9 protein-coding genes are annotated in these 13371 nt (G+C 37.5%); 3 read left to right on the forward strand and 6 right to left on the reverse strand.

All coding sequences use genetic code 11. The annotated features are described in order from the left end of the window. Positions 1-128: 128 nt before the first annotated feature. The 6 genes from VHP32_09525 to VHP32_09550 form a co-directional block, all read right to left on the reverse strand. Positions 129-3851 (reverse strand): multifunctional oxoglutarate decarboxylase/oxoglutarate dehydrogenase thiamine pyrophosphate-binding subunit/dihydrolipoyllysine-residue succinyltransferase subunit, encoded by a 3723-nt coding sequence (locus tag VHP32_09525; protein HEX2788133.1) that lies wholly within the window; start codon positions 3849-3851, stop codon positions 129-131. Between the two features lie 164 nt (positions 3852-4015). Further along, the gene (gene paaD / locus VHP32_09530; GenBank protein ID HEX2788134.1) at positions 4016-4495 is read right to left on the reverse strand and encodes a 1,2-phenylacetyl-CoA epoxidase subunit PaaD; all 480 of its coding nucleotides are present in this window, start codon (positions 4493-4495) and stop codon (positions 4016-4018) included. 56 nt (positions 4496-4551) lie between these two features. After that, positions 4552-5316, reverse strand: coding sequence for a 1,2-phenylacetyl-CoA epoxidase subunit PaaC (paaC, locus tag VHP32_09535; protein HEX2788135.1), 765 nt, complete (start codon positions 5314-5316; stop codon positions 4552-4554). 165 nt (positions 5317-5481) lie between these two features. Further along, positions 5482-5856 (reverse strand): 1,2-phenylacetyl-CoA epoxidase subunit PaaB, encoded by a 375-nt coding sequence (gene paaB / locus VHP32_09540; GenBank protein HEX2788136.1) that lies wholly within the window; start codon positions 5854-5856, stop codon positions 5482-5484. 315 nt (positions 5857-6171) lie between these two features. Further along, the gene (paaA, locus tag VHP32_09545) at positions 6172-7200 is read right to left on the reverse strand and encodes a 1,2-phenylacetyl-CoA epoxidase subunit PaaA (GenBank protein ID HEX2788137.1); all 1029 of its coding nucleotides are present in this window, start codon (positions 7198-7200) and stop codon (positions 6172-6174) included. Positions 7201-7383: 183 nt separating this feature from the next. Beyond that, a complete protein-coding gene (locus tag VHP32_09550) occupies positions 7384-9090 on the reverse strand; it encodes a DUF262 domain-containing HNH endonuclease family protein (GenBank protein ID HEX2788138.1) in 1707 nt (568 codons plus the stop codon). Between the two features lie 696 nt (positions 9091-9786). Between VHP32_09550 and VHP32_09555 the strand changes: the two genes are divergently transcribed. The 3 genes from VHP32_09555 (at position 9787) to VHP32_09565 (ending at position 13322) form a co-directional block, all read left to right on the forward strand. Further along, positions 9787-10452, forward strand: coding sequence for a response regulator transcription factor (locus VHP32_09555; GenBank protein ID HEX2788139.1), 666 nt, complete (start codon positions 9787-9789; stop codon positions 10450-10452). A gap of 116 nt (positions 10453-10568) precedes the next feature. Next, positions 10569-10805 (forward strand): hypothetical protein, encoded by a 237-nt coding sequence (locus tag VHP32_09560; GenBank protein HEX2788140.1) that lies wholly within the window; start codon positions 10569-10571, stop codon positions 10803-10805. A gap of 117 nt (positions 10806-10922) precedes the next feature. Then, positions 10923-13322: a DPP IV N-terminal domain-containing protein gene (locus VHP32_09565; protein HEX2788141.1), complete on the forward strand. Its 2400-nt coding sequence runs from the start codon at positions 10923-10925 to the stop codon at positions 13320-13322. The last annotated feature ends 49 nt before the right edge of the window (positions 13323-13371 follow it).

The raw sequence follows: 13371 nt of genomic DNA on the forward strand, positions 1-13371 counted from the left end.
CAACATCTTGCGTCTCTCAAAAAATTACATTCTAATCTATTTAAATAAAATTCTCCCTGGGAAAATGAGGCGAAAGGGTTTGCCAATTAAAATTCTTTGTGTCTTCGTGTCTTTGCGGCGAAACAAAATCACGCAAAAACATCTTGCATAATCTTCAGCTGGGTTTCATCGAATCTTTTCTTTGAGCCCGGCGCAGGACTTGAGCTTTCTTTTCGTGCAATCAGCTCAAGCTTCTGGTCTTTGCGTATGTCTTTCATCAATCTCAAGGCAAGGAATCTTAACGCCCCGAAATTCTCCGGCTCTTCCTGAACCCATGCAACAACTTTTGCTTTCCTGTAAACATTGAACACTTCTTCCTGCAATATTTCGGAAGGATAAGGATAATATTGCTCTAATCTAACTATAGCAACGTCAGTTATTTTTTGTTCGGTTCTGTATTTAAGCAAATCATAATAAACCTTACCGCTTGTTAAAATAATTTTTCTCACATCTTTACCTTTTCCGTCTGCTGCAAGTTCTGTATCAAATAATACTCTGTGGAATTTCTCATTTACAAATTCATTCTTCATCGAAGATGCCATTTTCTCTCTCAGCAAGCTCTTTGGCGTCATTATAATCAACGGTTTTCTTACTTTATCCTTCGCCTGTCTTCTCAATAAATGAAAATACTGCGCCGATGTCGTCGGATTGCAGACAAACATATTATCATTTGCGCATAATTCCAAAAATCTTTCCAATCGCGCACTTGAGTGTTCAGGTCCCTGACCTTCCTGTCCATGCGGCAATAACAACACAATGTCACTCGGCAAGTGCCATTTAGAATATGAGCTCGCAATGAAGTTATCGATTATAACCTGCGCGCCATTTGCAAAATCACCGAACTGAGCTTCCCACATTACAAGCGTCGTCGGGTCGGCTGTGCTGTAACCGTATTCAAAACCAAGCACCGCCTGCTCCGAAAGTAAACTGTCAAGCGCTTCAACCTTCACTCCGGGTTTTAAATTTTCATGCAGAACAATTTCATCTCCTGTATTAACATCCGTCAGAACCATGTGCCTCTGCGAGAACGTTCCTCTTGCGCTGTCCTGACCGCTGAGACGAATCGAAACACCTTCATTTATAAGCGTCCCGAAAGCAAGCGCTTCGGCAAACGCCCAGTCAACTAAAACTTTGTCATTCGTGAGGAAATCTTTTCTTGTATCGATAAACTTTTTCAATTTCGGATGAAGCGTGAACTTATCAGGCATCTCAGTAATCGTTTCAACAACTGCGTTCAATTCCTCTGCGCTTACCTTTGTACTTATTTTATTTTTTATTGCTTCAATTTCATCGTCTGACATCACAAGCGGTGCATCGACTGTCAATTCATCTTCTTTCTTATGCGCCTTTTCATAATGGGTATCTAAATGCGAAACTACATCCTTCTCCATTTTTTTATAATCGTCCTCTGTAATAACTTTTTCTTCAAGCAATCTCTTCTTATAAATCTCAAGTACTGACGGATGAGCTTTAATTGCCTTATACATTAACGGCTGAGTATAAGCCGGCTCGTCGGTTTCATTATGCCCGAGTCTTCTGTAACCGAACACGTCAATCACAACATCTTTTTTGTATTTCTGCCTGTATTTGAACGCAATATCCGTAACCCACACTGTTGCTTCAGGGTCATCACCGTTCACGTGGAATATCGGTGCCTGAACCATCTTCGCTACGTCAGTTGCATACACAGTCGACCTCGCATCGACAGGAGCTGTCGTAAAACCAATCTGGTTATTTATGATAATATGAATTGTTCCGCCTGTGCTGTATCCACGAAGCTGCGACAAATTCAAAGTCTCCGCAACAATTCCCTGCCCTGCAAATGCGCCATCTCCATGCAGTAATACCGGAATAACTTTCTTTCTCGCATTGTCATCGAGCTTTGTTTGTTTTGCTCTCACAATTCCTTCGACAACAGGATTCACAAATTCCAGGTGGCTCGGATTTGATGCAATGCCAACTTTAATGCTTTCACCATGAAATGTTTGATATTCACCCGTCGCACCGAGATGATATTTAACGTCACCGCTTCCCTGCGGATTAGGGTTTGCATATTTTCCCTCAAACTCTGAGAAAATTGCTTCCATGGATTTCCCTATTATGTTTGCAAGCACATTCAATCTTCCGCGGTGCGCCATGCCAAACATAACTTCATCAACATCATCATCAGCCGCAATAGTCAGTAAATAATCAAGGAGCGCAATGATGGTTTCGCTTCCTTCAAGCGAAAATCTTTTATGTCCCAAATATCTCTTATCTATATACTTTTCAAAATACTCCGACTGCATCAGCTTAAACAAAATATGTTTCTTGAGCTCATTCGAAAACTTTGGAGTATTTCTCACCGGCTCCATAATGTCCTGAAGCCATTGTTTTTCTTCAGGGTCCTGTATATGCCTGAACTCAACTCCTATCCTGTCGCAGTAAGTTTTATAAAGTATGTCTAAAATCTCTCTGAGTGTTGCAGTTCTTAATCCCGCAAGCCCGTCTGTAATAAATTTCCTGTCATAATCCCAAATTGTAAATCCATAGAATGAAGAATCAAGCTCAGGATGTGAATGCACAACATCAGTCAAAGGGTCAAGCTGCGCAAGCAAATGTCCCCGAACACGGAACATGTTAATCATCTGTATTGCATGCGCCTGTTTTTCGATTTCATTTAAATTCTCGATTCCGTCTGATGCAGGTTTATCTTTCTGCCAATGCACAGGTAATACAGGTATCTGTAAGTCTCTGAAAATCTCTTCATAAAAATTTTCGTTGCCTAAAAGCAGTTCGTGAATTCTTTTCAGAAACATTCCCGATTCCGCACCCTGAATAATCCTGTGGTCATAAGTCGATGTCATATTCATAACTTTGCTTATGCCGAGTGATGAAATCACATCTTCCGTCGCCGCCTGAAACTCCGCAGGATACTCAATCGCACCTGTCGCAATTATTGCGCCTTGTCCGAGCATCAATCTCGGGTTAGAAGCCATCGTGCCGATTGTTCCCGGGTTAGTCAGACTGATTGTTGTTCCCTGAAAATCTGCCACTTCAATTTTATTTGCTCTCGCACGGTTTATAATATCATTATATGCATCGAAGAACTCGCTGAAATTCATTGTATCGGCTTTTTTAATATTCGGCACAATCAGTGAACGCGTTCCATCTTTCTTTTCTAAATCAATCGCCAACCCAAGATTCACATGCTCTTTCTTAATCAGCATCGGCTCACCGTCAATAATCGTAAAGGCATTATTCATCACAGGAACACTCTTAATCGCTTTAATAATCGCCCACCCGATTATGTGCGTAAAAGAAATTTTCCCTCTCTGAACTCTTTTAAGATGCTGGTTGATTATAATTCTGTTTTCTTCAAGAAGCTTAACAGGAATTGCTCTGAACGTAGTCGCAGTCGGAATCGTCAAGCTCGTAGTCATATTCTCGATAACTCTCGCGCCTGCTCCTCTTATAACAACCGCCTCCTCATCTTCCATCGGCTTCGGCATCACAACATTTGGAGCTTGAATATTTTTTCCTGTATCCCTATTCGATGAAGTAACCTTCGATGCTTCTCTTTTTATAGAAGTTTTTGCGGATGTTTCACCATGACCATTTGTTCCATTAGAACCATTTGCTCCACTGCCATTATTATATCCAAGCTCATTCAAATCACTTACTTCAAACGCTTTGAAATAATCCTGCCATTTCTTATTCACAGACGACGGGTCTTTCTTATATTCCGAAAACAAATCCAGAACATACCACGTATTCACTCCGAATTCAGAAATCTTTTCTCTTTGCTCTTCCGTTAAATCCTCAAGTCTCATATATTTTTATAAACTTAAATTTTCTTTTTACTCAACGCTGATTACCGCTGAAATTTATGATTTACAGCTTTAAAAGTGTCATTCTGAGCGCAGCGAAGGGGCACCCTTTGGGTCATCTCATTCTTTAGAATCATAATCAATCATAAAAATCAGCGTTGAAAATCTTACACCGGCTTAAACTGCTCAAACGCCTGATGACAATTATTACAATAATGTATCGCTCTGCAAAGTGTCGGACCGAACGGAGTCTGCAATTTTGTATTCTCCGATTCGCAAAAAGGACACTTCACCTTATTAAAAATATCAATCTGAAAAACTCCGTTATGATTTGGAGGCGGAGCAAAACCCGACTCCTTCAAAATCTGCTTTCCCCGTTCCGTAATCATATTCGAATTCCAGCTCTTATCAAAACTCACATTCACCTCAACATTATCAACCGGCAATTCCGACACCGCATTCTTAATATCCTTCTGCATCACATCAAGCGCTGGACATCCCGCAAACGTCGGCGTCATCGTAATTTTTACATCATTCTCTTTTATATCGATATCCGTAATCACCCCAAGCTCAACAACCGACAGCTTCGGTATCTCCGGATCTTTCACCTCTTCCAACTTCTCTAATATTTCCTCTTTCGTAATCAAATTTTTTACTTCTAACTTCCTTTTTTGCCTTTTTACTTTTGCCTTTTCAATGGACACTACCACTCCGCACTCGGGTCAATTCCATATACTTCCGTCATTTCATCTACAAGCGGCTTCAAATATTCAGTATGAAACCCTCTTCTTCCTCCATAAGCAGGAGTTAAACTCGCAAAAGAAGGTATCTTCAAATTCGCCTGTTTCAAAATCGGCTCAATCGCTTCAAGCCAAAGCTTCTGCAATTTTTTCTCTCCTTCAAAATCTCCACTCTCTATAATAACACTTTCATATTCCGACTCTTCAAAAATTCCCAACGCAAGCGGCATGCATTCATTCAATGCCGACTGCAATCTCAAGTTGCTTTCTTCATTCGCATTGCCAAGCTGAACAATCCACGTATCAGCATGCATCAAATGATATCTCAATTCGCCTCTGAACTTCCTCGCCGCATTCGCAAGCGGTTCGTACTTTGAGTTCGCAAGCATGTTATATCTGATAGCTTCTGCATGGTCAAACAAAAACTGCCGCATCAAACTAAAATCATATTCGCCAATAGGATACTCAACCAGATGACAGCATTTATATTCATTTTCTTTTCTCGTGAATGCAAGCGTATCCGCATCTGCTTCGCCAAGCTCATTCAAAATATTATAAAGCGTCTGCGCATGACCAAGCTTATCCTGCGCCATCGAAGAAAACGCAATATCTTCCTCCAATATCGGACCAAGCCCCGTCCATTCCGAATTACGATGCCCCAATATCAGCTCATCATCAGCCATCTTAAACAACAAATCTTTCAAACCCAATTTTTCCGTCTCGTTCATATTTTTTTACCCACTAATTTCACAAATTTTCACAAACTTTTTCAACACAGATTACGCTGAAATTTATGATTTATGAAAGACAATTTTTAATTTCAATTAAATCAGCGTTCATCATAATTCTATCATATAAATCAGTGTTGAATTTCATTTTTGCCTTTTGCCTTTTTACTTTTGCCCCTTCTTGTACTTATTTATCCTCTCCATAACCTTATATCCGCCCGCCTCACGATAAATCTTCTCCTGATTTCTCTCAAACATCTCTTCCTCATCATCAATCCCTGTAAAAATATCCGTCGTCTTCACAACCCAGAGTCCCGTGCATTTATTTCTTCTGCCGAACTGCTCCTTTGCCAACACCCACGCCATATCATTATTAGGCGCATGAAGCGAGCCAACGTGAACATACTTATCGCCGCGCTTTTCCTGCGTAAACACTTCATACGTCTGCCAGTGGTCATGCGCATCAAGCGTATTCACCGCATTCTTTTCTGCTTCTATGTTCGCTCTTGTTATTCTCGGGTCGAGAGATTTTATCGCCATTTACTTTTCTTTTTACCCACTTATTCTTCAACGCAGATAACCGCTGAATTTATGTTTTTTAAAAAATTTAATAAAAAATCTTTTTCAGCGTTTATCGTAAATAAATCATAAATTATCAGCGTTAAAAACTTGAACGTTGAAATACTTTTCTCAAAACAAAAAGCCCGCAACTTCAAGCAGGCTTATATCTGTCAAAAATGTTTTTACAATATTCTGTTTTTGCTTTTTTACTTTTGCCTTTTCACTCATTCACAATTCACACTTCACACTTCACACTTCACACTTCACCACTTCACCACTTCACCACTTCACCACTTAGCTAAGCGGCACCGCATACACTTCCCTCTTGTTCATCAACGCCTCTCTCACCCATTTACCCTTATCCTCCGCCATCTTTCTCACCGCAAGCCGCTCTGCATTACATGGACCATCACCATTGATGACGCGCTTAAACTCATCCCAGTCCGGCTCCGTATATTCCCACTTACCCGTCTCTTCATTTTTTTTCAGCGCCTCATCGGGAATCGTCAATCCCAGATCCCAGATTTTCGGCACGTACATATCCAGAAACTTCTGCCTCATGTCATCATTGCTCGCCATTTTCAATTTCCACTTCATCATTGTTTCCGTATGAACAGAAATTTTATCCGACGGACCAAAGAAATGCATTATCGGAGTCCACCATCTGTTCAGCGCTTCCTGAACCATCTCTCTCTGCTTAGGCGTACCCGTCGCAAGAAACACAACATTGTCATGCCCGTATTTCAGATGAAAAGACTCTTCCTGGCAAATTCTCTCAAGCGCTCTGCAATAAGGACCATATGAACCCTTCGAGTTCGCAACCTGATTTATTATCGCGCCCGCATCAATCAGCCACGCAATCACCGCAGTATCAGCCCACGTCACCGCAGGATAATTAAACACATTCGAGTACTTCGACTTCCCGCTGATCAAATCATTTATCATCTGCTCTCTCGGCTTGCCCAAAGTCTCCACCGCGCTGTAAAGCAGCTGCGCATGACCAACTTCATCCTGAACCTTAGCCATCAAAGCAAGCTTCCTTCTGAAACCCGGCGCTCTCGTAATCCACGTGCCCTCAGGCAAAGCCCCGATGATTTCACTATGAGCATGCTGCTCAATCATTCTCGTAAGCTGCCTTCTGTATTCCGCCGGCATCCAATCCGTCGGCTCGATTTTCTCACCCGCCAAAATTCTCGCCTCAAACTCCGCAAGCTTCACCGGATCCTCATCCGCCCCCAAACCATTCGCACCAACACCACTCCCCTTACCATTTTTACCGGAATTCTTAACATCCTTTTCATCTATATAAGCATTACCATACATAAGATTTATCTTAGTTTATATAAATTTAAACGCTATTTTGCGTTATATGTTCGAATTATCGGTTTTTCAATCCGAAATCCTCAATCCGAAGTCCGAAATTGAAGAAATCCGAAATCAAAAATCCCACTTCCGAAATTTAGTTAATAAAGTTTTGAATAAAAATGAAGAAATTGAGGAGGAATTTTAGACTTTCCAAATATGCATATAAGCATACTTTGCTAAAGTTATTGAACGGTCATTAATTGTATTTTGATTCCATTCCTTTAATTTTTTTAATTTTCGTGTCATTTTGTATTCGGAATCCTTATAATATTTAATCTTATCCTTTATACATTTATTATCCGCATTAACATTAAGTTCATTTTCAAGTAATGTAAGATTTCCAATTAAATGAACATACTCTCTAATTTGTTCTGCTGTCAAATTCCAACAACTGTCTGGGTTATCAGATAGAATATGTTCAAGAGTAAAATTAAAAAGATTAAGATTATTTTGATTATTTTCTTTTCTGTTAATTCTATCTAAAATTACAAAACACAAGCCTCTATCATCTAAAAAATTCAATTTTAAAAATGGGGCTTCGAACTCGTCATAAGTTGGCTTTTTTTCTTTGAATGTTTTTTTCAATTCTTTAAGGACTTTTGTATCAAACTCATTACCATCTTTACAATTTTGAGTTAGAATTGCAAATTTTGAATAAGTTCTTTCTATACCAGATGGATTTTTACCTGCCATTCGAAAAAGAAATGAAAAATTTTCAATTAACTTTATAGTATTTTTTAATTGACTCTTAGATATTCTTTTTGATTTATAAGCTCTAAACATTGACAACATAAGTGGATCACATTGCTGAATACCAATTAATTTGAGTAATTTAAGAGATTCAAATATTTCATTTGAATGAATGTCTTTAGAAAAATTTTCTTTGTTAGGAGTATTTATAATTGCATAAACTTCACTTTCGGTTAATAATTCACTAAGTAATGATTTATAATTAGTTATTTCACGCTTTATTGATTTATACAAATATTTACCAGATATAAATTTATATTTAGATAACCAATAATATCTAACGAATCTTTCAGGTTGTAATTTTAATTTCTCTAAATTTGAGATAATGGTATCCCAAGTCATTTTAGCACGATCCAATTCTCTTTCAGGTCTATATTTTTTTAATATTAAGTTTTTCAACAAATCAGTTTGGGATAATGTTAAACCTTTAGAATTGAGAGTTTCAAAAACTTGATATGCAACTTCTTCAGAATCTACTTCAATTGCGACTGCTAATATATTTGTGATTGTATCTCTAAGTTTTTCCAAAAAGGTATATTTTTCATCATTTTTTTTGTAAATCTTACTTTTCAAATGATTTTTTATCCTGTCGTAAAAATATTTATATGCATTATAAATATTTTTCGCTTCTACAGATTCTAAAATATTCCTTTTTAAGTTATCATGATCTATTTTTAAAAAATATTTATCATAAAAATCATTTTGCGAATCAGTATGAAATACTATTCTATAATATAAATTATTCCTATCATCTTTTGCTTCAATATAATTAGTTTGTATACCTGCCTTTAAGTCATCAAATTCCAATTCATTACAAATATCTCGAATTGCTACAAATAATAATGTTATACTTATTAAACGTTGTTGACCATCAATTATTTCTAATTTTCCTGTAGTTCTCATATTTTCATTATTAAATACAAATGCACCAACATATAACGGTTCAGTTTCTTGAGATTCTATCAAATTAAAAATATCATCTAAAAAATCTATAAGTTGTTCATTTTGCCATGAAAAAGGTCTTTGAAATCTAGGAATTCTATAAGGTCCTGAATTTAATATTTGTCTAATATTATATGTATTTGGGATAATATTCATATGGATTAGTTTATTTCGGTCTTAATTCATTAATTTACCAATTTTCTTTCAAACCCTCAATCCCCCGTCACTTTCCTCATCCTAACCCCATTTCCCCTGAAATTCAATCCAACAATCCCGAAATTATAATGTTTTATTTCATGCCCTCCATTCTACTTTAGAATGAATAGAATAAATTTTTTCAAAAAACTTTAATTACAAATCACAACTCAAACATTTCACAAAAAATAGAATAAAAATAGAATGAAACAGCTTTACAAACTTTATAAACTTTCAAACTTGACAAACTAAGCTCATGCCATTTGAAAAAGGAAAACCAAAAACAGGAGGACGTAAAAAAGGAACTCCCAACAAACTCACACAAGAAACTCAAAAGTCAATCGAAATAATATTTTCCTCATTTAATAATTACTTCGAAAATCATTTAGACTTGTTCACTTGGCGTGAAAAACGCGATACTTGGAAGTTCCTCCTCCCCTACATTCTCAAAAAACCAAAATAACAACACGAGAAATTACTTACAGTCACTTTATGAACTTTACAAACTTTTGCCATAGGCATCCCTTTGGGAATGAACTTTCAAACTCTTTATGCACAATTCCGTCGCTCGTATTACTACCTAAAATTCATCAGTTATTCCGCTGATTGTTTAAATGCCTTATATATATTATATTTGCATAGCTCATTTACTTAAACTTGGAGAAAAAGAAACGTAGTAAAATAAAGGTCTTCATTGCCGATGACCAGCCCATTGTCCGTGCCGGTTTAAAAACCGAACTCGAAAAAACTCAAAAAATCGAGTGCATTGGTGAAGCATCTAACGGAAAAGAAGCCGTTGAGAAACTCTCGGAAATGAAATGCGACATAATCTTTATGGATGTCGACATGCCTGAAATGAACGGCTTAAAAGCGGCACAGCTGCTCCTTCAAAAAAATCCGGATGCCAAAATCATTGCTTTGCATGAAAATGAAAAATACGTTCTCGACTTCCTCTGCATGGGAGCTATGGGTTATCTTCTCAAAGATGTTGCTCCGGGTGAGCTTATAAAAGCAGTTAAATGCGTTGCAGATAATAGTCCCTATTTAAGCATCAAGCTTGATAAAACCCTTCTGAAACACCACAGAGATGATTTGCGAAAATCAAGAGCTACCCAGTCGGTTAATAATTTAACCAAACGTGAAACCCAGATTCTTACAATGCTTGCAAACGGCTTCAGCAATAAAGAAGTAGCTTTTAATTTTAAGCTCAGCGTCCGAACCGTTGAGAGCCACCGCAACAATATTATGAAAAAGCTCAATATTAAAACAGTTTCAGGGCTTACCAAATACGCCATCTCCAAAGGCATCATAAACGCCGATTAATGTGCACATTAGCATGGTATAGCAGGCACGGTATTTATACCTAAGAATCTAAGTAATTGACCTTATTTTTATTAGCATTAATAATCATTATATTTATCAACAATTAAAATGCTAAGATGAAATATTACGGACCATTTTACAAGGGGGTAAACATAGGAACAGACGGCGGTGAGATATGGCACTGGCATAAGGATTGCCCTGATTTTCCGAATGTAAAAAATCCGGAAACGATGATAAGCAGTTCGATTCCGAATAAGGAAACGCTTTGTAAAAAATGTCTTCAGCTTGACGTGAACAATTCCTCGCCGTTTTCTTATCGCGATTCATCAAAAGATAACAGCACTCCTGCTTAATCTTTTGTTCCTACTCCATTACTGAAGCCAAATAATCGCCGCACTCACTATTGTTTTATATGTTTTAAAATAATTATAATATGTTAATATTTGAGTATTGAAACATAAACCGTTCAAATGCGAAAAGCTTTCCATTCTTTTACCTCTGCAATATTAATATTAATTTTTATTTTTTTCACACAAGCTTCCGCTCAGGAAACCCAAGAATCAAATAAGCTTACCCCTGACAAACTTACCATTGATGACATTCTTTCAGGCAAATACCGTCAGGAAGCCGCTCCGCGGATTGAATGGATTAACGGTGGTGAATATTATTTAACTCTTGAGCCTTCTCAAACAATCGAAGGCGCTTATGATAATGTTAAGTATAAAACTGACATAAACTCAAAAGAAATTTTTGTTACTGCCGAACAGTTAATCCCCAAAGATTGGAAAGAACCGCTTGGCATTGCTTCATATTCTCTTTCACCGGACCGCACAAAGCTTTTGATTTTCACAAACACAAAACGCGTATGGCGCACAAACACACGAGGTGATTACTGGGTTCTCGATTTGAAAACAAAACAGCTTACACAGCTTGGACCCGGTAAAAGCATTTCAGAAAAAAGATTTAATGATGAACGTATGCAGTTTTATGGCGGAAGAGAAAAACTTATCCCTGAATCAAACCTAATGTTTGCAAAATTCTCTCCTAATGGTCAAAAAGTTGCCTATGTTTTCAAATCAAATATTTATGTTGAGGATTTGAACTCAAAAAAAGTTACTCAACTCACTACCGACGGTGATTCAAACATAATCAACGGAACATTCGATTGGGCTTATGAAGAAGAGTTCGGATGCAAAGACGGCTTTATGTGGAGTCCTGACGGGATGTCAATTGCCTTCTGGCAGATTAATGCCACATACATTAAAGATTTTTTGCTTATAAATAATACTGATGATCAGTACTCAAAAACAATTCCCATTCAATATCCCAAAGCAGGCGAAGACCCTTCATCTGCTAAAATCGGGGTTGTTTCCCCTAAAGGCGGAAAAATAACGTGGATGAAAATTCCCGGCGACCCCGTTCAGAACTATATTCCCAAAATGCAGTGGGTAAGCAATAAAAATAAAATTTATGTTGATGGTGTTACAACTAAAAATCCTCTTGATGAAGACAAATTAATAGTTCAGCAGCTTAACCGCAAACAAAATGAAATCAATTTTTGGTTATGCAATCCTTTAAATGGAAAATCAGAATTAATTTATTCCGAAAAAGATGAAGCTTTTATTGAACCCGAAAGCATTGAATTATTTCAAGACATACACGGTGAAAATGTTTTCTTCACAAGCGAGAAGGGCGGATGGCGGCATATTTATATGCTATCTTTGAAAGACCAAAGTGAAATGAATCTAACAACCGTTGATTACGATGTAATTGATATCAAAGGTATAAATACCGAAAGCGGCGATATATTTTTTACTGCCTCCCCTGAAAATGCAACTCAAAGATATTTATACAAAGTAAATTATAAAACTCCGGGCGAACCTGAAAAAGTTACACCTTACGGATATGAAGGCACAAATGTTTATAATATTTCACCCGATGGAAAGTATGCAGTTCACACTTTTTCAAATGCAAACACTCCGCGTTCCATTGATTTAATCACGCTTGCATATCATAACATTATTGCTCCGCTATCGGAAAATAAAAAATACAAGGAACAGATTGCAAACCTTGATTTGCCTCAATATCATTTCTTTAAACTAACAACTGAAAACGGAATTGAAATGGATGCTCAGATTTTATTTCCGCCTGATTTCGACTCGACAAAAAAATATCCCGTCTTTCTGAGTGTTTATGGAGAGCCCGGCGGACAAACTGCCCTCGATAGATGGGATTTCGATTGGAATTATGTTCTTGCAGAAATGGGCTACATCATTCTCACAATGGATAATCGAGGCACGCCTGCTCCCAAAGGACGTGAATGGCGTAAGAGCATTTATAAAAATAACGGAAGTATCAATTCCCATGATATTGCTATGGGAATGAAAGAAATTTCAAAATGGAATTTCATCGACCCCGAGCGGATTGCAGTTTATGGATGGAGCGGAGGCGGAACAACAACGCTTAATCTTCTTTTCCGTTATCCTGAAATATTCAAAACCGGAATATCAGTCGCTCCCGTAACCGATTTACATTTATATGATAATATTTACACCGAAAGATATATGGGACTTCCGCAGGAAAACGAGGAAGCTTACAAAGAAAATTCTGCCGTTACTAATGCAAAAAACTTGCAGGGGAATCTGCTCTTAATTCATGGAACGGGAGACGACAACGTTCATTATCAAAATACGGAAGCTTTAATTAATGAGCTTGTAAGGAATAACAAACAGTTTCAGGTTATGCCATATCCCAATCGTTCGCATGGAATCTTCGAGGGTCAAAACACAAGAAAACATTTATATAATTTAATGTTGAATTTTTTGACCAAGAATACACCGCCGGGAGGAAAAATCACGTCCATAAATTAAAAAACCCCTGCTGCATGGGCAGTATTTCACGAACCCTGAAGCTTTGTGA

It is taken from the genome of Ignavibacteria bacterium, assembly GCA_036262055.1.
Lineage (GTDB): Bacteria > Bacteroidota > Ignavibacteria > Tepidaquicellales > Tepidaquicellaceae > DATAJP01.

What these genes read in the sequence shown, in the direction of transcription:
- VHP32_09565 (HEX2788141.1), top strand. Translation starts at nt 10,923, where the DNA reads ATGCGAAAAGCTTTCCATTCTTTTACCTCTGCAATATTAATATTAATT.
- VHP32_09560 (HEX2788140.1), top strand. Translation starts at nt 10,569, where the DNA reads ATGAAATATTACGGACCATTTTACAAGGGGGTAAACATAGGAACAGAC.
- VHP32_09525 (HEX2788133.1), bottom strand. Translation starts at nt 3,851, where the DNA reads ATGAGACTTGAGGATTTAACGGAAGAGCAAAGAGAAAAGATTTCTGAA.
- paaB (HEX2788136.1), bottom strand. Translation starts at nt 5,856, where the DNA reads ATGGCGATAAAATCTCTCGACCCGAGAATAACAAGAGCGAACATAGAA.
- paaC (HEX2788135.1), bottom strand. Translation starts at nt 5,316, where the DNA reads ATGAACGAGACGGAAAAATTGGGTTTGAAAGATTTGTTGTTTAAGATG.
- paaA (HEX2788137.1), bottom strand. Translation starts at nt 7,200, where the DNA reads ATGTATGGTAATGCTTATATAGATGAAAAGGATGTTAAGAATTCCGGT.
- VHP32_09550 (HEX2788138.1), bottom strand. Translation starts at nt 9,090, where the DNA reads ATGAATATTATCCCAAATACATATAATATTAGACAAATATTAAATTCA.